18 protein-coding genes are annotated in these 20,738 nt (G+C 58.3%); 12 read left to right on the top strand and 6 right to left on the bottom strand.

The genetic code is table 11. From position 1 onward, the window contains the following. The 5 genes from pyrE to GSQ91_RS24900 all read left to right on the top strand — a co-directional run. On the top strand, window positions 1–576 hold a 576-nt coding region (pyrE, locus tag GSQ91_RS24920; protein WP_158824425.1), incomplete at its 5' end, for an orotate phosphoribosyltransferase. Between the two features lie 382 nt (window positions 577–958). Further along, window positions 959–1,780, top strand: coding sequence for an orotidine-5'-phosphate decarboxylase (pyrF, locus tag GSQ91_RS24915; protein WP_158824424.1), 822 nt, complete (start codon window positions 959–961; stop codon window positions 1,778–1,780). Next, window positions 1,767–3,023 carry an amidohydrolase family protein gene (locus GSQ91_RS24910; RefSeq protein WP_158824423.1) on the top strand — a complete coding sequence of 419 codons (1,257 nt, stop codon included), beginning with the start codon at window positions 1,767–1,769 and terminating at the stop codon, window positions 3,021–3,023. Before pyrF ends, GSQ91_RS24910 begins: the two co-directional genes overlap by 14 nt. Before the next feature lie 12 nt (window positions 3,024–3,035). Continuing rightward, window positions 3,036–3,962: an aspartate carbamoyltransferase gene (gene pyrB, locus GSQ91_RS24905; protein ID WP_158824422.1), complete on the top strand. Its 927-nt coding sequence runs from the start codon at window positions 3,036–3,038 to the stop codon at window positions 3,960–3,962. 100 nt (window positions 3,963–4,062) lie between these two features. Further along, complete coding sequence (locus tag GSQ91_RS24900) at window positions 4,063–4,587, top strand: Dps family protein (protein ID WP_158824421.1); 525 nt, start codon at window positions 4,063–4,065, stop codon at window positions 4,585–4,587. A 131-nt stretch (window positions 4,588–4,718) separates the two neighbouring features. Here the strand turns inward: GSQ91_RS24900 and mctP are convergent, their stop codons facing one another. Then, window positions 4,719–6,227, bottom strand: coding sequence for a monocarboxylate uptake permease MctP (mctP, locus tag GSQ91_RS24895; RefSeq protein ID WP_174240730.1), 1,509 nt, complete (start codon window positions 6,225–6,227; stop codon window positions 4,719–4,721). A 117-nt stretch (window positions 6,228–6,344) separates the two neighbouring features. After that, window positions 6,345–6,878, bottom strand: coding sequence for a hypothetical protein (locus GSQ91_RS24890; protein ID WP_158824420.1), 534 nt, complete (start codon window positions 6,876–6,878; stop codon window positions 6,345–6,347). 204 nt (window positions 6,879–7,082) lie between these two features. On the opposite strand from GSQ91_RS24890, the gene GSQ91_RS24885 reads away from it, so the two are divergent. Together GSQ91_RS24885 and GSQ91_RS24880 are read left to right on the top strand one after the other, a co-directional pair. After that, window positions 7,083–8,117: a carboxypeptidase-like regulatory domain-containing protein gene (locus GSQ91_RS24885; protein WP_158824419.1), complete on the top strand. Its 1,035-nt coding sequence runs from the start codon at window positions 7,083–7,085 to the stop codon at window positions 8,115–8,117. 32 nt (window positions 8,118–8,149) lie between these two features. Beyond that, on the top strand, window positions 8,150–9,229 hold the full coding sequence (locus GSQ91_RS24880; protein ID WP_158824418.1) for a carboxypeptidase-like regulatory domain-containing protein: 1,080 nt from the start codon (window positions 8,150–8,152) through the stop codon (window positions 9,227–9,229). Window positions 9,230–9,268: 39 nt separating this feature from the next. Here the strand turns inward: GSQ91_RS24880 and GSQ91_RS24875 are convergent, their stop codons facing one another. Beyond that, window positions 9,269–10,051 carry an enoyl-CoA hydratase/isomerase family protein gene (locus GSQ91_RS24875; RefSeq protein WP_158824417.1) on the bottom strand — a complete coding sequence of 261 codons (783 nt, stop codon included), beginning with the start codon at window positions 10,049–10,051 and terminating at the stop codon, window positions 9,269–9,271. Window positions 10,052–10,135: 84 nt separating this feature from the next. Here GSQ91_RS24875 and ribH point away from each other — a divergent pair, with 84 nt between their 5' ends. Both ribH and nusB read left to right on the top strand, forming a co-directional pair. Next, the gene (gene ribH, locus GSQ91_RS26145; RefSeq protein WP_158824416.1) at window positions 10,136–11,029 is read left to right on the top strand and encodes a 6,7-dimethyl-8-ribityllumazine synthase; all 894 of its coding nucleotides are present in this window, start codon (window positions 10,136–10,138) and stop codon (window positions 11,027–11,029) included. Then, entirely contained in the window at window positions 11,029–11,454 is a 426-nt protein-coding gene (gene nusB, locus GSQ91_RS24865) for a transcription antitermination factor NusB (RefSeq protein ID WP_158824415.1), read from the top strand. The genes ribH and nusB overlap by 1 nt, the downstream gene beginning before the upstream one ends. Window positions 11,455–11,537: 83 nt before the next feature. Here nusB and GSQ91_RS24860 read toward each other — a convergent pair whose 3' ends face one another. The 3 genes from GSQ91_RS24860 to GSQ91_RS24850 all read right to left on the bottom strand — a co-directional run bounded on the left by GSQ91_RS24860 (window position 11,538) and on the right by GSQ91_RS24850 (window position 16,925). Then, window positions 11,538–13,973, bottom strand: coding sequence for a hypothetical protein (locus tag GSQ91_RS24860; RefSeq protein ID WP_158824414.1), 2,436 nt, complete (start codon window positions 13,971–13,973; stop codon window positions 11,538–11,540). Between the two features lie 205 nt (window positions 13,974–14,178). Continuing rightward, window positions 14,179–16,089 carry a S9 family peptidase gene (locus tag GSQ91_RS24855; protein WP_254064867.1) on the bottom strand — a complete coding sequence of 637 codons (1,911 nt, stop codon included), beginning with the start codon at window positions 16,087–16,089 and terminating at the stop codon, window positions 14,179–14,181. Window positions 16,090–16,232: 143 nt separating this feature from the next. After that, window positions 16,233–16,925 carry a GNAT family N-acetyltransferase gene (locus GSQ91_RS24850; protein ID WP_158824412.1) on the bottom strand — a complete coding sequence of 231 codons (693 nt, stop codon included), beginning with the start codon at window positions 16,923–16,925 and terminating at the stop codon, window positions 16,233–16,235. A 559-nt stretch (window positions 16,926–17,484) separates the two neighbouring features. Between GSQ91_RS24850 and rpsL the strand changes: the two genes are divergently transcribed. The 3 genes from rpsL (at window position 17,485) to fusA (ending at window position 20,647) form a co-directional block, all read left to right on the top strand. Further along, window positions 17,485–17,868: a 30S ribosomal protein S12 gene (gene rpsL / locus GSQ91_RS24845; RefSeq protein WP_014263802.1), complete on the top strand. Its 384-nt coding sequence runs from the start codon at window positions 17,485–17,487 to the stop codon at window positions 17,866–17,868. Between the two features lie 115 nt (window positions 17,869–17,983). Then, entirely contained in the window at window positions 17,984–18,454 is a 471-nt protein-coding gene (rpsG, locus tag GSQ91_RS24840) for a 30S ribosomal protein S7 (protein ID WP_158824411.1), read from the top strand. Window positions 18,455–18,553: 99 nt separating this feature from the next. Continuing rightward, window positions 18,554–20,647, top strand: coding sequence for an elongation factor G (gene fusA, locus GSQ91_RS24835; protein WP_158824410.1), 2,094 nt, complete (start codon window positions 18,554–18,556; stop codon window positions 20,645–20,647). Window positions 20,648–20,738 lie beyond the last annotated feature (91 nt).

Here is a 20,738-nt window from a genome sequence, read left to right as displayed (position 1 = left end):
CCCATCACCTTCAAGTCGGGAATTAAGTCGCCGGTCTACTGCGATAACCGCAAATTCCCGTTTCATCCGGAACAGTGGGCCAAGGTCATTCATGGCTTTGAGCGGTTGGTAGCCGAAAAACAGATTCCGCTGGATGTTGTCGGAGGAATTGAAGCTGCCGGAATTCCTCATAGCGCAGCGTTTGGTTTTTCAGCCCAGAAGCCCTCCATCTTCATCCGGAAGGAAGCCAAAGGATACGGCGCAAAAAAGCGCGTCGAGGGCGGCGACGTCTCCGGCAAGCAGGTTGTCCTGATAGAAGACCTGGTCACTACCGGAAGCAGCAGTCTGTCTGCTGTCGAGGCTTTGCGTGCCGAGGGTGCAGTCGTCAACGACTGTCTGGCGATCATCAGCTATAACTTCCCCGAGGCTATAGAAAACTTCAAGCATGCCGGAGTTCGTCTGCATGCCCTTACAACATTTGAAGCCGTACTTCAGATCGCAATCAAGCGGGCAACGCTCGATGAAGTGGGTGCTGCGCTCGTCCGTGACTGGCTCCGCGAACCGCATGGTTGGGCGAAGCGGCACGGGCTGGAATAGGTCCATCATTCAATTGAGGAACTGATGTTACGCACGGGTGTTACGCGGTGGTCTCAATGCAGAGGACGGCCCACAATGGGTGCCCCATCCTTTGCCGCACGATTTCGCGGAGCGACAAGGAACCCTCACACAAAGGGTGGGGTATCGCGTCAGCGACCGTTTTTAGCTTACAGAGGCAACAGCTTGCAGGGGAAGACTGCGATCATGCTGGCTGAAGTTTTGAGGCGAAATGAATATGGGCAGGGGCAGTCGACCTTGGGTCGATACCCCACCCTTTGCGCAAACCTCTTTGGTTGCCCATAAAGTAGTAGCGCAAAGGATGGGGCACCCACTTGTTGCCTATCCTCTGCATTGGTTCCGCTGCGTAATATTAGTGAGGAAGATGAATACGATCCTGCAAAAATATAACCAGAGAGCCGACGGCATCCGCTCGCTGCTCTGTGTCGGCCTCGACTCCGACTTCAGTCGCATTCCGGAGCGATTTAAATCCGCCGACTTTCCTCAATACGAATTCAACAAATGGATCATCGATCAGACCCACGAGTACACGGCCTCCTACAAACCCAACATGGCGTTTTACGAGGCATACGGAGAGCTGGGGCTTACCGCTCTAAAGTTCACGATGCGCTATCTCCAGGATGAACATCCAGAGATCGTAACGATCTGCGATGCCAAGCGCGCCGACATCGGCAACACGAACAGAGGTTACGTTGAGTCCATCTTCGATCAACTAGGTTTCGACTCCATTACGCTGCATCCTTACTTAGGCAAAGAAGCGCTCGCACCCTTTCTGGAGCGCAGCGATAAAGCCTGCATCATCCTCTGTCGTACCTCGAACCCCGGAGCCGGTGAGTTTCAGGACCTTGAGTCCAACGGCAAGCCCCTCTGGCAAACCGTCGCCGAGCGAGTGAGCCACGATTGGGACGTGGATGGAAATTGCATGCTGGTAGTAGGCGCAACGTACCCGGAAGAGATGCGCAAGATACGCGCGGTGGCTCCGAAGACGACCTTCCTGGTTCCGGGCGTCGGTGCACAGGGCGGAGATGTCGCAGCGGTAGTTTCAGCCGGACTCGATGCCGAAGGCAGAGGCCTGATGATCAGTTCCTCGCGCGACATCATCTTCAATGAAAACCCAGCAGCCTCAGCGCGGCGCGTTCGCGATGCCATCAATGCGGCAAAGGGGGATGTCCATGTCCCTCGCTAAAAAGCTTCGCGTTGAAGGCAGGATCGCGAACTACGATCGCGAGTTCGAAGGCGCGATCGAAATCGATACTGCGACGGGTCTGATTGAATACGTTGGCCCGATAGAGGGCAGAAGCGACCTGCCAACAGACGGGTGCATCATCTTCCCTGGATTTGGCGATCTGCATATTCATGCCCGCGAAGATGTCAGCGGCTCGCAATGCTACAAGGAAGACTTCGTAACGAATTCCAACGCTGCAATTCACGGCGGTGTGGTCCATGTTGCGGACATGCCGAATAACCCGGTCGCGCCCATCGACGATGAGAAGTACGCTGCGAAAGAGCTCCTCACCCAAAAGTCTGCGGTCCATGTCACGCTCTACGCCGGTATCGGCCCACAGACACAGCCGTTGAAACGGCATGTACCCTACAAGGCGTTCATGGGGCCGTCGGTTGGAGACTTGTTCTTTCGCTCACAGGAACAACTTGAGACCGCCATCGCGAACTACCGTGGCAGAAATGTAAGTTTCCACTGCGAAGACCCAGAGATCCTGGAAGCCAATAAAAATGCTCCTACTCACGAACAGAGACGTCCAGCCTCCGCGGAGATTACGGCGACAGAGTTCGCTCTATACCTCATCGAAAAGTATGAGCTGATCGGCAAGCTATGCCACTACTCGACGGGTGATGGCCTCAAGAAGATCTCTGCGGCCAAAGCACGTGGCCTGCGTGTCACCTGCGAGGCTACCCCGCATCACCTGTTCTTCGACGACAGCATGCTTACGGAGCAGAACCGTCTCTGGCTCCAGATGAATCCTCCGCTTCGTGGCCCGAAGGATCGCATTGCGCTGATCGCTGCTTTGAAAAATGGTTTGGTCGACTACATCGCGACGGACCACGCTCCCCATACGATCGAGGAGAAACTCAAAGGAATCAGCGGAGTTCCGCTTCTGGATACGTACGGCTCCTTCGCGACATGGCTCATGACAGAGCACAATTTCACCGCCCGCGATATCGCGCGTGTGTGCGCTTACAACCCTGGACTGTTCGTCCGCGAGTTTCTTCCTGCCGGCCTTGGTAAAGGCTTTGGCCTGATCGAGCCGGGCTATGCGGGGTCGCTTACCATTCTCGATCTCAATACGCCCTATGCAGTCACCCGGGAATCAGTCAGGACGAAATGCGCCTGGTCCCCCTTTGAGGGCTATACTTTTCCCGGCAGCGTTCGCTACACCGTTTTGAACGGAAACGTGCATCAAGCTTCGTAACAGTTTTCACCTATGCAAAAACTTAAACACATCATCAGCACGACCCAGCTCCTCAATCGAAAGTTGCAGGAGCATTTGTTTGTATCGGCCGCTCAAATGGAGCGCGACGATGCGCAGCGCACCTTGTCACGCCCGCTGAGTGGACGGATCCTCGCGACCATCTTTTACGAACCGAGCACAAGAACACGGCTATCGTTTGAGGCTGCCATGCAAAAACTCGGCGGTGGTGTTCTTACCGCGGAGAATGCACGAGACAGTTCTTCTGCCGCCAAAGGAGAATCCATCGCCGACGCCATTCGAGTGATCAGTGGCTATGCGGATGTGATCGCTTTGCGCCACTATGAGGAAGGTGCCGCGAAGGCAGCAGCAAAGATCTCCCCTGTGCCTCTGATCAATGCAGGCGATGGCATTGGCGAACACCCCACCCAGGCGCTCGCGGACATCTACACGATCGAAAAGGAGCTGGGCGGCAGGGATGGCCTGCGCGTTGCGCTCGTCGGCGATCTGCTCTACGGAAGAACCATTCACTCGCTGCTCCCGCTGCTCTGCCTTTATCCGGGGGTACAGATTGATCTGGTATCGCCCGCTCAGCTGCGTCTACCCGCGAAGTACATCCAGCACCTCGAGCGGCAGGGTGTCCACTTCCGGGAGAGCGACAAGCTTGGCGCCAGCATCAAGTCCGCGGACGTCATTTATATCACTCGGGTGCAGAAGGAGCGGTTCGCGTCGCCCCAGGAGTACGAAGCGATTAAAGATGTCTACGTGATCGATTCCAAGATCGCCGACAAGCTGAAAAAGCACGCTATCATCATGCACGCCCTTCCGCGTGTCAACGAGATCGCTCCGGAGGTAGACTCAAACTCTCGTGCGGCGTATTTCCGCCAGGCGAAGAATGCTCTCTACATCCGCATGGCGCTCTTGAACTATCTGCTGGCATGAGGGAGAGGTCAGTAGCCCAGCTTTAAGAAGCCCCGGGATGTTTTTCAGAATCATATTGTAGTGAAGCTAAGTCGAGTATAGAAATTAGGAGGAAAGTACGATGCCGAAGTCGAAGAAGAAAGATCTGGAAGCACGCCGCAAGGCCCCATTGACCACTCCCAGCGATATCGCCCCCGAGGCGGTCAAGAACATTACGGGCGCCTTGAACGCTCTGCTCGCGGATGTGTTCGCGCTGTATCTGAAGACGAAGAACTTTCACTGGCACATGAGCGGCCCGCACTTCCGCGATTATCATCTGCTGCTCGATGAGCACGGCGACCAGCTCTTTGGCATCACGGACGATATCGCCGAGCGTGTACGCAAAATCGGTGGTATAACAATTCGCTCCATCGGCCAGATCAGCCGCCTGCAGCGCATCAAGGACAACGATGCCGAATATGTAACCCCGCTCGACATGTTGAGCGAGCTCCGTGAGGACGAGAAGGCACTCGTCCTGAGCATGCGCGCCGCCCACAATCTAACCGACGAAGCAGGCGACGTCGCCACGACGAGTCTTCTGGAAAACTGGATCGACGAAGCCCAGCGCCGCGTCTGGTTCCTGTTCGAGATCACTCGCAAGGGCTAATAACTTTTCTAGAAAAGTAAACGAAAGGTGCATACCTCGAGGTATGCACCTTTTTCATCTCTAGAACCAGGAATCTGGCAGTTTTGCAGCTCCCTGCTGAATTCTTCAACATACAGGTTTCGAAATAGATCTTATGCGTAATCTTCCGCGACGGTAGAATCCGAACCTTCTTCTGCCTTCAGAGCACGGAACAACAGCGTCAGCGAACTACTGATCAGAAGGTTTACCAACAGCGCAGGCACGGCAGCATACATCGCGTAGGTTCCACCGAAGAGATGTAATGGATATACCGAGCTCTTCAGTCCGAGCGACGCGGCCATCTGCGTTCCCCACGTCATGCCTACCGCCCAGCCGCATAGCAGAGCCCATGGATTCATCCAGCGGGTAAATGCGCCGATCACAACCGAAGGGAATAACTGCGCGATCCATATGCCGCCGAGCAGTTGCATCTCAATGGCGTAAGGTGTGGGCAGTTTGAGCACGAAGGCCAGCGCGCCGAACTTTACGGCGAGGCTCACAAGTTTTGCCGTGGTCGACTCTCCGCGGTTACTCAGCTTCGTGCGGAGGAACTCGCCCAGCAGATTGCGCGTGAAGAGATTGGCTGCCGCAATCGACATGATGGCTGCCGGCACCAGCGCACCGACGGCGATGGCAGCAAGGCAGAAGCCCGCGAACCACTCCGGAAACATCTTGAGGAAGAGCAGCGGCACAACGGCACTGGTGTCCTTCGTCACAACCCCCGCAGCCAGGGCGATGAATCCGAGCAGCGCAACCAGTCCCAGTAGAAAGCTGTAGGCCGGCAGCAGGGCAGCATTGCGTCGAATGACGTTGCCGTCCTTCGCACTGAGTACTGCCGTCGCCGTATGCGGATAGAGCATCAGCGCGATCGCACTGCCAATCGCCAGGGTCGAGTATCCAAGGAACTGCTGGGGACGCAGGAAGATCGAACCGGGTGGCTTGCGCAGAGCAAGCTGTTGGCTTGCGACGGCGAAGATGTGCGCATAGCCGCCGAGCCTGATCGGCAGAATAATGACCGCGGCGGCGACCATGATGTACAGCATCACGTCCTTGACGATGGCGATGATCGCAGGCGCCCTCAGTCCGCTCGAGTACGTGTAGCCCGCGAGCACCAGAAAGGCAATCACCAAAGGTGCCTCCCCGTGCAGACCCATCGCACTGAACACAACCCTCATGCCGACGAGTTGCAGCGCGATATAGGGCATCAGCGAGAGGATGCCGGTAAGGGCAATGGCCACGGCGAGCCAGCGATTGCCATAGCGCCCGCGCACGAAGTCGGCCAGCGTCACATAGCCGTTACGGTGGCATACGCGCCATAGCCGAGGCATCACGACCATCATGTAGGGGTAGGCGATCACCACATAGGGCAGCGCGAAGAAACCTATCGCGCCTGCGCCATACAGCGCCGCAGGAACGGCAATGACCGTGTAGGCCGTGTAGAGATCGCCGCCGACGAGGAACCAGGTAATCCACGTACCGAAGCTGCGGCCAGCCAGACCCCACTCTTCCAGCGAGTGTATTCCCGCGTCAGGCCGGCGCCAGCGTGCAGCCATAAAGCCCGCAACCGTGACGAAGAGAAAGAAAAAACAGAAAACTGCAAGAGCTGTGGTGTGCAGGGGCATCGGTCGTTGCAAGTGCTTCGATTGTAAGACGAAGAGCGCTGGAATCAGCAAACCAGGAAGAGCCGTAAAACGTTATGCCTTTCCTGTTTGCTGTTTCCTGTTCTCTGTTTCCTGCCTTTACTGCAGTTTGCCGTCATTCAGGTCATAGACCACAACACCGAGATCGTTCAGGGTATTGACTGCGGTTTCCATGGTGCGCCGGACCTGGGGCTTCGCGTTGGCTGGGGTTTTGTGCGCTTCTTCGAGCGCGATGACGCGGCCATACGGCCAGGAGCTCTGTGGTACCGCGCTGATCGCATCGGCCAGCTTGTCGAGGCTGATATTCAACTCCTGCCTCCGCGCACCGACCGGCCGTAGTATGCCGCCGGCGCCGTAGTTGCTGGTGTTAGCGTCGGCTATCAGTACGTGCAGCGTTAGCATGCTGGCCTGCACGGTGATGTAGGGGTTCTCCCAACTCTCGAAGGTATGCACGCTCATATAGCGATTCTTCGAGGGTGGTGGGATCAGTTCCAACTGCTCGCGTTCGGTGTCGAGCACCGCATGCTGATCGGCAACCTCCTGCGCGCTGGCCGGGGCTGGCAGCGAGTGCCCGTGGCAGCCGGCAAGGAACAGGACAAGCGAGAGAGGGATACAGAAACCGCGTGTATTCACCGCAACAGGATATCAAGTGCAGGCCAGGGATTTCCGCCTAATTCATTGGAGTGCTCCGTCCCAGCCCCTATCTGAGGCCGTGCCTTTATTTCAGTCCCATAAAAGAAAAAGTTTTGACCCACAAAACTTCCATAGTGGAGCCACTATCCTCAAGGGGGGCAATACAGCTTGCGGAGCGACGAAGAGGCGCGAAGTCGGAGGCGGTTGCGCGCCGATCACCGGTTCCTGTGCGCTCTGTCGTTGTGCGGCCTATCGGTACGTATGTATGCTCAACAACCATCTGTTCTGGCCTTCACCCAGCAGGTTCAGGGGGTTTCAGAGAGCGGCATACGCGGGACGGTGAAAGATATTGGCGGAGCTGCCGTCTCCGGTGCTCATATAACCCTTGCGATCGGCGGTTCTTCGGCGCAGCGGGAAGTCATCACCGATAACGAAGGGCGCTTCGCCTTTGTTGGCCTCGCTGCTGGAGATTTCAAGCTGACCATCGCCGAAGAAGGGCTTGCGTCAGAGTCGATCCAGGGAACGCTGCATCCCGGCGAACAGTATCAGGCGCCGCCGATCGTCTTGCGCATCGCTACCGCAAATGCTGAGGTGAATGTGACCATGACCCGGGAGGAGATAGCGGAAGAAGATGTCAAAGCCGAAGAAAAGCAGCGAGTCTTCGGAATCCCTAACTTCTTTGTCACCTATCAGAAGAACCCAGTCCCTCTCAATGCCAGGCAAAAGTTCGAACTCTCGATCCGCGGCTCAATCGATCCTGCCAGCTTTATCATCAGCGGCCTTGCTGCGGGCATCGAGCAGGCCAACAATTCCTTACCTGGCTACGGACAGGGCATGGAAGGTTATGGCAAACGCTTTGGTGCAGCTTATGCCAATACGGCTTCCGCCACGATCCTGCGCGATGGACTCTTTCCTGCACTCCTGCATCAGGATCCCAGGTATTTCTATAGAGGGACTGGCAGTATCTGGTCGCGGGCGGGTTACGCGCTGTCTACGGCAGTCATCTGTAAAGGTGATAACGGACGCTGGCAGCCAAATTATTCCAGTCTCCTGGGGAACCTCAGTGCCGGTGCCCTGACGAACCTGTACTATCCTGCCGGCAGCCGCAACGGAGCTGCCCTGACCATTGAGAACGGCTTGCTCGGCACAGCCGGAGTCGGGGTAGGCCATTTGATTCAAGAGTTTGTCTTCAGTAGAATCACCTCCCATCGCCACCGTGAGGAAGCGACGCATCCTTAGGCTATCCTCGGGGAATGAGAAGTACTCTCTCTATGGGAGAAAACCAGAATGTGCTGTGGACCCTGCCAACCCTGAGCTCCTCGACCCGGTGCCTCTTTTTTTTCCTCTGGTTCCTGCCAGCCATAGCCTGCGCCCAACAGCCGGGTGTCACTTTGGATACGGTGCCTGCTTCTCCGCAAACTGCGCAGGGGAGTGGCCAGCCCTCGGGAAGCATCAGCGGTACGGTGGTTGACATCGGAGGGACCGTCGTCGCCGGCGCGCATGTGACGCTTGTTGCCGAGGGCGCTGCGACGGCGCGCGAGACGGAGGCAGACAGTCAGGGCCTCTTCTCTTTTGCCGATGTCGCTGCGGGGAACTTCAAGCTGACAATCTCCTGCGACGGGCTGCAGACGAGTCTTGTCTCGGGAACGCTGCATGAGGGCGAGGCTTATCAGGTCCCCAAGATTGTTTTGCGCGTGGCGACCGCGAATACCAGCGTGGACGTAACGCTTTCACGACATGATCTGGCGGAACCCGAGGTAAAGGCTGAAGAAAAGCAGCGGCTCATCGGCGCTATCCCTAACTACTACGTCTCCTACACCTGGAATGCGCCCCCGATGGACAAACGGCAGAAGTTCGATCTTGCGTGGAAGTCCACGATCGATCCGGCCAGCTTTGTAATCGTCGCCGGATTTGCAGGCCTTGAGCAGTGGCAGAACGACTATCCCGGCTACGGGCTAGGCGCGGCGGGTTATGGGAAGCGCTTCGGCGCCGGGATGGGCAATCTAGTGGTCGGCAATATGTTGGGCGGTGCTTTACTGCCCATAGTCTTCCGCCAGGACCCAAGATACTTCTACAAAGGCACCGGCAGCTCCTGGTCGAGGGCCGGCTACGCGCTGTCGACTGCAGTAATTATCCGAGGAGACAATGGACGCTGGCAGCCGAGCTACTCCGGCATTCTGGGCAACTTCGGTGCCGGCGCCATCTCGAACCTCTATTACCCGGCCAGCAGCCGCCAGGGAGCGAGCTTGACCATCGGGAACGGACTGCTTGGCATAGCTTCCGACGGCGTAAGCAATCTTCTGCAGGAGTTCGTACTGCGTAAGCTCACGAGGCATGCAAACAGCAAGTAATGCAATGAGCTACTGAAATCGTCACAATCTGCCTGTTTCCTATCTCCCCTGCCAGTCGGCTGCGCGCTTGGCCAGAAACGCCGTAAGACCCTCATCCTTGTCGGCAGTGCCGCATAGCCGGCCGAAGATCTCTGCTTCCGCGTGGAGGCCTTTGTCCAGCGGCAGCCCGTCGCCACGCTCGACGGCCTCCAACACCCCAGCGACTGCCAGCGGTGCCACCGCTGCGATTGACTCTGCGAGTTGCCGCCCACGCGCCATCAACTCCGCTGCGGGCACGACTTCCTCGACCAGACCAATCCGCAACGCTTCCGTCGCATCGACGATGCTTGCCGTCAGCATCATCCGCAGCGCCGCGCCGCGGCCCACGAGCCGCGTCAGGCGCTGTGTCCCGCCATAGCCAGGAACAAGTCCCAGCTTGACTTCCGGCAGTCCGAGCCGAGCCTTGTCGCTTGCCAGACGCAGCGTGCAGGCCAGGGCCAGTTCGCAACCCCCACCCAGCGCGACGCCGTTGACGCAGGCGATCACCGGTTTGCCGCAGCGTTCGATCTGTGCGAAGACCTGCTGCCCGCGCTCGGAGAACTGCCTGCCGGAGAGGGCGTCGGTGTCGACCAGACCGCGAATATCGGCACCGGCCGCAAAGGCGCGCTCGCCCGAGCCCGTGAGGAGAATTGCGCGCAAACTGGCGTCGCTCGCCAATTCGCCGAATACCTGCTCCAGCTCATTGAACATGGCTGCGTCAAGCGCATGCAGCACCTCGGGGCGATCCAGTGTGACGATCGCAATCGCGCCCTCGCGCTCGGAACGCAGTGTCTTATAGCTCATCCTCTTCACCTCATACCTGGGGTGTCCCATGGCCGGATCTTCCGGCATGGGTTCCAGCCCCAAGCTGACGATACAATCGAACCTATGATCAAGGGAATTACAGCCGTCGCGGCTATCGCTTCGGGCGAGGCCTTCGACCGGCTCAGCAGCCTGTTTCGCGCATTGGGTCTTGAAGAGGGTAAAGGCTGGAACGACAGCACAGGACGCGGCGCAGCGTTTCTCGCTCCGGTAGGCAATCTGGAGCTCGTCACCGGCCGCGCACCCGCCGTTCCTGCGTTGCTGGTTGAGGTGACGCAGCTCGACACCATCTATTCTGCCGTGCAGACGTGGCTCAAATCGCAGAGTGCGGAAGCCCCCAGCGCCGCAAAACTCACCGAGGTTACAGCGACGCATTGGAACTCTCGTCTCTTCACAGTGGATCTGGCGCCCGGGTTGCAGCTCGGTTTCTGGGAGTCTGAGAACCCGCTCCACAACCAGCCCATTGCCGTTGAAGGCGACCTGTCGGCAGCCGGAAAGAAGTTTGCTATCGTCGTCGCGCGTTGGAATGCCGTTATCACCGACCGTCTGTTGCAGGGGTCGCTTGACGCGCTGCATCGCAGCGGTTGTGCGAAGAACGATATTGAGATTGTGCGTGTCCCCGGTGCGTGGGAGATTCCCTCTGCCGCGCGCACGCTGGCCGAGTCCAAACGCTTTGCCGCGGTCATCACGCTTGGAGTTCTACTGCGCGGCGAGACGGCCCACTATGAGGCCATCTACACCGAGGTCGCACGCGGCATCGGGCAGTCGCAGCAGGAGACTGGCATTCCCCATGCATTCGGCGTGCTCACCTGCGAGACGCTGGAGCAGGCACTGGACCGCGCCGGCCTGAAGGCTGGCAACAAGGGCTTTGAGGCTGCGATTGCAGCCATCGAGATGGCGTCGATTCAGGGCAAGCTGGACACCGCAAACCAAGGCCATAAGACAGTGAGGAAATCCTGATGGGAACTCGCCGCAAGTCTCGTGAATTAGCCATGCAGATGCTCTTCCAGGGCGACCTCGGCAAGCAGAAGCCGGAGGAGGTCGAAGAGTTGTTCTGGGACTCACGTGACGATGTCGATGATGAGACACGCGGCTTCGCCGACGATCTTCACCGCCTTGCCACGCAGCGCGAGGACGAGGTCGATGCGCTGATTCAAAAGCACGCTCAGAACTGGCGCCTGGAACGCATGCCGGTCGTCGACCGCAACCTGTTGCGCACGGCGGTTGCGGAGATGGTGGGCTATCCCAAGACGCCCACCGCGGTAGTCATCAACGAGACGCTGGAGATCGCCCGGCGCTATGCCGCACCCGAGAGCATCAATTTTCTGAATGGGGTTCTGGATGCGATCGGGCGTGAACTGCTGGAAGCTCGTTTGAAGCTGTAAGAGCGCGGCAGTCAAGAAACGGAAAACATAAGGCCCTCCGCATAGCGGAGGGCCTTTGTCGTTCTGTTTGTTATTTCCTGTTTTTACGACGTTGACTTCTTAGGCCGCTGCGCAATCAGATTCGGTATGGCTGGGGTGGTGCTGTTCGCACATGCTGGGACTGGGGTGCCGTAGGTGCCGGTTGTTGCGCATGGAAGATTCGGCGGAAGTGTGCCTGAATCGACGGCTGTGGGCGTTCCGCTGGCCGGATACGTCAGAGTGATCTCGTGGACCAGATTGTCCCCCGAAGTGCCGACATAGAAGTTCAGGTCAGTTGTACTGAAGACGCCTGCCACAGGAGCTAGTGCAGCTCCGCCCGTGAGTGAGACGGGAGTGACCGTACCTGCGCCTGAGGAGGGAACGACATACATCGGCAGAATTCCGCTCGAACCGTTGTAGGTGACAAACGACACTGCTGAGTTGCTCGTGGGTACCACGTCGTTGATGCTGGAAGCGGTAATGCCGCTAAGCGGATACGTGGTCAAGGTGCTGGATAGCTGACCAGAGCTTGGGGTTACCTGCGGTAGGGGCGGTACCGGGCATGGGGCTTCTGCCAGTATCGGGTTTAAAGCGATGTCGCTTAGGGTTGTGGCCGTCGCTCCCAGGATATGTTTTCCATCCGCGGTTGCTGCCAGACGATTGGCGGTCGCCGTGTTCACATCAGCCAATGGATAGTAAGAGTTCGTTGTAACTGGCGGAGTTCCCGCAGTGACTGAAGTGCTGGAGCAGTAGCTGCGGCCCTCCGTGGAAGGGGAGCCCGTGGCGAAGTACGCGCCCACCGCCGGAACCATCACCGCTACGTCGGTATAGTTTTGACCGGATGCAATAGGAATAGGCAACCAACCATTGAAGACTGAGTGAACCAGCAATTGCGGTTTCGCCGATGTGTCAACGGTTCCGGTGATGTAGAGGGTCTGGCTATCGGGTGACCACTCCGCACGTAAGGTACCTCCAGCTGTAGCTGGAGTGGCGTTGTACGTCGACGAGACGGCACCAGCGCTGCTGACCAACGTGATGGTTTGCCGTGTCGGATCGTAAACGGCCACTGTGCTGCTGTCTGGCGAGACTGCAAGCACGGTTCCAACAATGCTGGTGTACGTCGTAGTTACCGTGTTGGTGGCTGTGCTGAACACCATGAGCGCGAAGGGGCTTCCCATGTAGATCGTCGTACCATCCTGGCTGATCACCAGCGAGTTCGGGATGTACGGGAGCTTGATGGATCCCGACTGTTGGTTGGTGGTGAAGTCGTACGGAAAGAGATACTGCGACTGCGTGCTGCCGACGTAGAGCACTGTCGAACTGGTTGCGGTCGTGTTTACAGTGATGCCGTTCGAGGTGAGCGGCTGGCCGTTGCCATACAGTCCGATCTGGCTATAGGGGGCAGTGTTGCACCCGCCGGGCTGGCAGATGGCGGTGATGGTCGTCGTCCCCGGGAATGATGGGGTAATCGTGGCCCCAGCTACGACCGTCTGCGGCGAAGTCGACGCATATTGCAAGGTGAGTCCTGTGATTTGGACATTGTTTTTATCAACGATCGTTGTTGTAAAGGATTGCGCCTGGTTCACCGGCACACTGATGGGACCTGAGGACGGCGATTGTCCCTGGGCGCTGAGTACGATGGATACCGGTGGGCAGGTGGAGAAGAACCCCGCGGTATTGGCCGAGCCGACACTCGAGATGGTCGCCGTGATCGTCGCTGAGCCAGGTTGATTGGCGATGGCCACGCCGGCGGGGTTGATGGTTACAACGTTGTTGGTCGTGCCCAGCGGGTTGAAGGCCAGATTGCCGACCTCGCAGGTGATGTTATTCCCGCTCGAATCGAGGACTTTTGCAATGAGTCTGGATGCCACGCCCTGTGAAAGGCATGTGCCTCCGGTATAGACCGGGGGGACGGTTCCAGTAATTGGGACCGATGATGCGCAGCAGTCGCTCGTCGGGTCTGTTGTGCAAGCGGCTGAGCCTTGGGCGCCCGCTGAAGTTCCCGTAAGCTCAACACTGGCTACTGTCGCATGGGTATAGACGGGGATGGCGTTGCTGACCGCTCCGTCGGCCGTAGCCGTGATGTAGGCCAGATGGGTGGTGGGCGTTGTCACTGGGGCCGTGCAGGTGGTGAAGTTTTGGATTCCTGTCCCAGTATTGCGATTCCACGAACCGGCGCACACCCGACCCAGCGGATCGACGTCGGCAAAGGTCAACGACGTGTCCGAGGTGGCGTAGGTGTAGGTCTTCACCGAGACCGCATTGCCCTTGCAATCTTCCGCCGTGGCAGTGAGCGCCGCGCCGATCTGCCCATAGCTGAGCGACTCGCCGGTCGTGGCGATAGTAGGTGCCAGAGAGATGCTCGCAACCTGTCCTACGACCGGGCCGGAGTCGGTGGCGTTGCAGTACACCACAGGCGTGCTCTTGCTGCAGCCGGTCACCGACAGGCCAAAGGGAACCGTAAACAAAAGAAGAACCACTAGACTGACTAACCGCCGCACTCAGACCTCCCCGTCCAACCGGAACTCAAGCTGAACGGTCAAACCGCCAACCGCTGAAACTCCGAGATTCCAGTTTAGGGGCTGGAGGGGCGAACGGCAAACAGGAAAGGGCAAACAGGAAACAGGAAACAGAAAAAGTCGGATTTCGGGCCGGTGCCGGCGGGCGGAAAAGGGGTCCCAACCCGGCTGTTCGCGGTTTCCTGTTTCACTGCTTCTCAGGCATGTTCTCGGCGAACCATTTCACCTCGCGCTGGTTGCGGTCGCGGATATGGTCAGGATTGCGGAAGCCGTGGCCTTCGTTCGGATAAATCACGAGCTGCGTCTTTACGCCGAGATCCCGCAGCGCGTGCCAGAACTCGAAGCTCTGCGGAGCAGGGCACTCGCCGTCGCGATCGCCTACGATCACCAGAGTTGGCGTCTTCACGTTCTTGATGTACGTGATCGCTGAACTCTTCGCGTAGACCGCAGGGTCGTCGTACACGCTTGCGCCAAAGAACGGAATCATCCACTGGTCGATGGAGTTTTCGCCGTAGTAGCTCAGCCAGTCGCTCAGGCCCGCGCCCGCGATGGCCGCGCGGAAGCGGTGGGTCTGCGTCACGGCGAACATGGTCATAAAGCCGCCGTAACTCCAGCCCGTCAGGCCCTCGCGGGTTTTGTCGATCGAGACCTTCCCTTCAATCGCGTCCATGCCCTTGAGGATGTCGCGCAGGTCGCCGTAGCCGAAGTCTTTGCGGTTCGCCTGCACAAAGGCTTCGCCCTGGCCAAAGCTGCCGCGTGGGTTGGGCTGGAAGTCGAAGTAGCCCTGCTCAGCCCACATCGTGCCGCCGCGTCCGGCTGCCGAAGCTGACGGTCCACCGTGCACCTCGACGATCAGCGGATATTTCCTGGCCGGGTTGTAGTCCTTCGGATAGGTGAGCCAGCCTTGCACATGAAGGCCTTCGTTCTCCCACTCAATAGACTCCATGCGTGTGGAAGGTTTTACGCCGTCGTTCAGGTGCGTTATCTGCTTCAGGTTGGTTGCAGTAGTCCCTGCCCAAAGCTCAGGGGAGATGTCGTGGCCGCTCTTGACGAAGGCTATTACACGTTCCTTCTTGTCATTGATACGGTCCGAAATGCTGACCGCATCTTTGATGGGGCCGCCGCTCACCGAAACTTCGCCCAGGTCGACCGGAGCTCCGGGAACGATTGCATTTGTGTTGATGCTCACGGCATTCAGCAGAGTGTGGCCGCGGCGGTCCTCGACGAAACTCACAGTATGATCGCTGATCCAGTCCTCATAGCACGGTGTGCCGTCAATGCCAGGGGTGACGTCAATGGGTTCGCTGCCGCCTTTTGCCTCGACCACCCAGACATCGCCGCCGGTCGAACCCTGATCGCTCATCAGGCCACCGATAAGGGCGATGTGTTTCCCGTCGGGCGACCAACGAGGGACAGCGATCTGGAGGCCATGCAAGGGGCCTGAGACCGTGTTTGGGTCCAGGACAACGGCCCAGCTCTTTTGGGCCTGCTCGCCGCGCGGAAGAACCTGCTGGGTATAGAGCTTTGCGATCCACCAGTTGTTTTCTCCTGGAGGATTAGCGCCGATGAACGCGATCTGCTTGGAGTCGGGTGCCCATGCAAACTCGTAGACGTGCAGACCTGTGAGGGTCTCCCAGTTCTCTTGCCCATCGGCTGCGCTGACGACGTAGACTTGCTGCACCTCTACGCCATCCTCGCCAATCACGCCGTCCCACGGCTTCATGGCATCGAGTGCGCCTGCCGAGCGCGTGGCATTCTTCACGAACAGGAAGGCTATCTGCTTCCCGTCGGGCGACCAGGCTGCCTGTTCGATATTTCCCGTCACGTGCGTGAGCTGTTTGATCTCACCCGTGGCCTTCGACCACAGAAAGATCTGCTCTTGATCCGACTTAGCGTCTTTGCTGTTGCAATCTGACGTAAACGCGAGCGTCTGGCTATCGGGCGACCACACGGGCGATCCACTGGAACAGTCTCCCGCTCCGTGTGGCGCAACAAGTTTGGCTGCACCTGGGTGATCCAGTTCTGTCAGGTGGATAGCAGAGTCTTCGCGACTGCGTAGAGTCCATGCCAGGGTAGAGCCATCGGGCGAAACTGCCACGGCACCCGGCGTTTTTGCGCGCGTCGGTGACTGCGAAAGGCCCGACACAGTCGGTAGAAAGAGACAGATAGCGGCAAGAAGTGGCAGGCGAGTACAGCGCGGCAAAAAGCTCATGCTCGAAAGCGTATCACCGCGCGAGCTCGTTAATCAGAATCGATTCTCGATATCCGGTACAGATCGATCTCGCGAAGCACTGAGAATCCCATGCGCAGATAGAGCTCGATAGCAGTCCGGTTGGTCGAGACCACATGCAGGCATGAGGTGCGGCCCGCTTCGCGGTGATCCTGCAGTAACTGTGTAATGAGTCGCGGAGCATAGCCTTTGCCGCGGTGTTCCGGATGGGTGCAGGCACCGCTGATCTCGCGCCAGGGGTTTATGACCAGTCGCTCGCCGCCCATGGCGATCAGCTTTCCGTGTTCCCATACGCCGTAGTAGCTGCCCATCAGGCAGGTACGGCTGCGAAAGAAGCCAGGAAAGGCAACCGAGGTGAGTTCCACCATGGCGGCTGCGTCGGCACAGGTGAGCGGAGCAATCTCGATGGGCTTTGCTTCCGGCAAGGCTAATGTATGGGGAAAGACCATCTGCAGGCAGGGGACCGAGCCTTCCGAGCGCAGCCCGGCTACATCCGGCGGTTGTTCATTCGCCAAATAGGTGGTCTCCCCAGGCAGGAGCAGCGAGTGCAGATCGCGGAGCGCCTCAGGGGTGTTTTCCGCCACAGCGGCGAAGGGAGCGACATCCTGCGGGTACTTGCAGGCCCTTCCGGAGGTCAGTGCGAGGGGCTGGTGGGACGTCTGCAGGGCATTCCAGACCGGGTTGGCAAAGGGGTCGGTGCTCAAAATGGGCGAATTTCCTGCTCCTAGCATAGCGGAGGCCTCTATTTTCTTGACGCCCCGTCGACTCCTTGCTACAGTTAGAAGGTTCCGCGAGTATCCGGAACGTGTCGTCAGCAAGAGGCTCAAGCGGCAGGCAGGGTTTCAACGCCTGCGCTACACTGGATACAAGAGATATACCGCAGGATTTTCCCGGATAGCAGAGGGGAAATCGGTAAGTCTGCGGTTGGCATTAGCTGGCTTTGATCTTCGAGCCTATCTAGCCTATCGATCGCGCCTGCGACACCCTCCACCTTGGATGGGCTATGTGGGCCGGAACAGCGAAACGGAGTCGGACTCGGAAGCAATTCCGGACCTCTCGGCCACCGTCGACTGTTATTTGCCTTTGAGTGGTTGCAGTACACGCAGTTAGCAGTAAGGCCGCGTGCAGGATTCAGAACTTCGCCGAGACGTGTCTGCACGTCTCGCCTTTCGTGTGTGCGATTACGAAAGCAGAGCGATAGGAGCTGCCCTGCATCGAGCCCGAATAAAGAGATTCGGGTAGTTCCGAAAGGGAGTTTTATCAGTGCCTACGTTTCATCAGCTCGTTAAGCAGGGCCGCACGCCGACCCGCTACAAGACCGCCTCGCCCGCTCTGCAGGGTTCGCCCCAGCGTCGTGGCGTCTGCACTCGCGTCTACACCCAGACCCCCAAGAAGCCGAACTCGGCGCTGCGCAAGGTTGCGCGTGTTCGCCTGACCAACGGCATTGAGGTTACCACCTACATCCCAGGCATCGGCCACAACCTGCAGGAGCACTCGATTGTGCTCATCCGCGGCGGCCGTGTGAAGGATCTGCCAGGTGTTCGTTATCACGTGGTTCGCGGAACGCTGGATTCAGTCGGCGTTGCCAACCGCAAGCAGAGCCGCTCGAAGTACGGCGCGAAGCGTCCGAAGGCTGCTGCCAAGTAGAGATTTGTGACCGGCCCGCAGGGAAGAGATTCTCTGCGGGAATGACAAAGAAAAAACAACAACAGGCTCAGCTCGTGAGAAGTCACCGCGCTGAGGGAAGACGAGAAAGAAGAGAATGCCGAGAAAAGGTTACATTGCCAAGCGTGAGGTTCCAGCCGATCCAATCTATGGCTCGACCCTGGTTACGAAGTTCGTCAACAGCATGATGTGGGGTGGTAAGAAGTCCACCGCTCAGGGCATCTTCTATGAGGCGATGACCAACCTTGAAGCCAAGGGTGGCGATGAGGCTCTCAAGCTCTTCAAGAAGGCTGTCGAGAACGTCAAGCCCATGCTGGAAGTGAAGTCCCGTCGTGTCGGCGGTGCGAACTATCAGGTGCCGATCGAGGTTAACCCCGAGCGTCGCACCTCGCTGGCGATTCGCTGGCTCGTGACCTTTGGTCGCGCCCGTGGCGAAAAGGGAATGGTTGAGAAGCTCACCGCTGAGCTGCTCGACGCGGCTAACGGCCGTGGTGCCGCGATGAAGAAGAAGGAAGACGTTCATCGCATGGCAGAGGCCAACAAGGCCTTCGCTCACTACCGCTGGTAGTTAGAGATCAGGAATTAGGGGACGGGAGATAAGCAGGACTCCCGCGCCGAACGAAGTTTGATTGACCGCGAGCGCAAGTTCGCAGAAAAGATACGAATCGTGGCACGCACAGTACCTCTCGCAAAATGTCGGAATATCGGCATCATGGCTCACATCGACGCCGGCAAGACGACGACGACCGAGCGCATTCTCTTCTATACGGGTGTCAACCACCGTATCGGCGAAGTGCACGAGGGCACCGCGACCATGGACTGGATGGAGCAGGAGCAGGAGCGTGGCATCACGATCACCTCTGCTGCGACCACCTGTACTTGGAACGGCATCCGCATCAACATCATCGACACGCCCGGCCACGTAGACTTCACCGCTGAGGTGGAGCGCTCGTTGCGCGTGCTCGACGGGGCAGTTGCCTGCTTTGACGCGGTCGCCGGTGTGCAGCCTCAGTCTGAGACTGTCTGGCGTCAGGCTGATAAGTACAAGGTTCCCCGGGTTTGCTTCATCAACAAGATGGACAAGGCCGGCGCGGATGCTGTCTATGCGACTTCGACGATCGTCGACCGCCTTGGCGCGCGTGCGATTCCTATCAATATCCAGATCGGTGCTGAGGCAAAGTTTGCCGGCGTCGTTGACCTCGTCACGATGAAGGCGATCCTCTGGCACGACGAGACGATGGGTGCCGAGTACTCGGTTGAAGAGATCCCTGCCGCTCTGCTTGAGACTGCCAAGGCTGCTCGTAGCGTCCTCATCGAGGCCGTTGCCGACTCTGACGACGTCATCATGCACCACTTTCTCGAGGGCTCTGAGCCCACCCAGGAAGAGCTCAAGGCTGGAATCCGCAAGGCGACCATCGCGATGAACATCTTCCCGGTGCTCTGCGGTTCGTCCTTCAAGAACAAGGGTGTGCAGACGCTGCTCGACGCAGTCGTCGATTATTTGCCTAGCCCGCTCGACATTCCTCCCATGATTGGCCACAACCCGGACAACATGGAAGAAGAGATTATCCGCAAGGCCGATGACACCGAGCCGCTGTCTGCGCTTGGCTTCAAGATCATGACCGATCCCTTTGTCGGCCAGCTCATCTTCATCCGCATCTACTCCGGCGTCCTCAAGACCGGCGACACAACGCTGAATCCGCGTACCGGCAAGACCGAGCGCATCGGCCGTCTGTTGAAGATGCATGCCAACAAGCGTGAAGAGATCACCGAGATCATGGCTGGCGATATTTGCGCTGCTGTGGGTTTGAAGAATCTTGTTACCGGTGACACCATTTGCTCGGCTAAGAGCCCAATCGTTCTCGAATCGATTGACTTCCCCAAGCCAGTCATTGAAGTTGCCGTCGAGCCGAAGACCAAGGCCGATCAGGAGAAGATGGGTGTTGCGCTTTCGAAGCTGGCGCAGGAGGATCCCACCTTCAACGTACGCACTGACATCGACTCTGGCCAGACCATCATCGCCGGTATGGGCGAGCTGCACCTTGAGATCATTGTTGATCGCATGATGCGTGAGTACAAGGTTGAAGCCAACGTCGGCAAGCCGCAGGTCAACTACCGCGAAACCATCCGCGGCAACGCCGAAGCGGAAGGCAAGTACATTCGCCAGACCGGTGGTTCGGGTAACTACGGTCATGCGAAGATTCGTATCTCGCCGAACGATCCTGGCAAGGGCTACGAGTTCTCGAACGACACCAAGGGTGGCACGATCCCCAAGGAGTACATCAAGCCGATCGACCAGGGCATTCAGGAAGCGATGCTCGGCGGCGTTCTGGCTGGGTACGAAATGGTCGATGTTAAGGTTTCGCTTTACGACGGCAGCTATCACGACGTCGACTCCAACGAAATGGCATTCAAGATCGCCGGCTCGATGGCCTTCAAGGAAGCGGCCCGCAAGGCGAAGCCGGTTCTCCTGGAGCCTGTGATGGCGGTCGAAGTGACCGTTCCTGAAGACTATATGGGTACGATCATCGGCGACTTGAACGCTCGCCGTGGCCGTATTGAAGGCATGGAGATGGTGGGCAATACGCAGGCGATTCGTGCCAGCGTGCCACTTTCGACCATGTTCGGCTACGCAACGCACATGCGTGGAGCGACCCAGGGCCGTGCAAACTACTCGATGCAGTTCAAGCAGTATGAGGAAGCGCCTCGGTCGGTTTCGGAAGAGATTATTGCCAAGGTGCAGGGCAAGGACGCTAAGTAAAGAGATGCAGTACCGCCAGCCGCGCGCTGGAGCCGGTGAAATCTAACCGGCGCGCGCAAAACGCCGCAAGGCAAGAATTTCGCAACACATA

It is taken from the genome of Granulicella sp. S156, assembly GCF_009766105.1.
In the GTDB taxonomy this organism is placed as follows: Bacteria; Acidobacteriota; Terriglobia; order Terriglobales; family Acidobacteriaceae; genus Granulicella.
This window is presented reverse-complemented; position numbering and strand designations above follow the sequence as displayed.

What these genes read in the sequence shown, in the direction of transcription:
- pyrF (WP_158824424.1), top strand. Translation starts at nt 959, where the DNA reads ATGAATACGATCCTGCAAAAATATAACCAGAGAGCCGACGGCATCCGC.
- GSQ91_RS24910 (WP_158824423.1), top strand. Translation starts at nt 1,767, where the DNA reads ATGTCCCTCGCTAAAAAGCTTCGCGTTGAAGGCAGGATCGCGAACTAC.
- pyrB (WP_158824422.1), top strand. Translation starts at nt 3,036, where the DNA reads ATGCAAAAACTTAAACACATCATCAGCACGACCCAGCTCCTCAATCGA.
- GSQ91_RS24900 (WP_158824421.1), top strand. Translation starts at nt 4,063, where the DNA reads ATGCCGAAGTCGAAGAAGAAAGATCTGGAAGCACGCCGCAAGGCCCCA.
- mctP (WP_174240730.1), bottom strand. Translation starts at nt 6,227, where the DNA reads ATGCCCCTGCACACCACAGCTCTTGCAGTTTTCTGTTTTTTCTTTCTC.
- GSQ91_RS24880 (WP_158824418.1), top strand. Translation starts at nt 8,150, where the DNA reads ATGGGAGAAAACCAGAATGTGCTGTGGACCCTGCCAACCCTGAGCTCC.
- GSQ91_RS24875 (WP_158824417.1), bottom strand. Translation starts at nt 10,051, where the DNA reads ATGAGCTATAAGACACTGCGTTCCGAGCGCGAGGGCGCGATTGCGATC.
- ribH (WP_158824416.1), top strand. Translation starts at nt 10,136, where the DNA reads ATGATCAAGGGAATTACAGCCGTCGCGGCTATCGCTTCGGGCGAGGCC.
- nusB (WP_158824415.1), top strand. Translation starts at nt 11,029, where the DNA reads ATGGGAACTCGCCGCAAGTCTCGTGAATTAGCCATGCAGATGCTCTTC.
- rpsG (WP_158824411.1), top strand. Translation starts at nt 17,984, where the DNA reads ATGCCGAGAAAAGGTTACATTGCCAAGCGTGAGGTTCCAGCCGATCCA.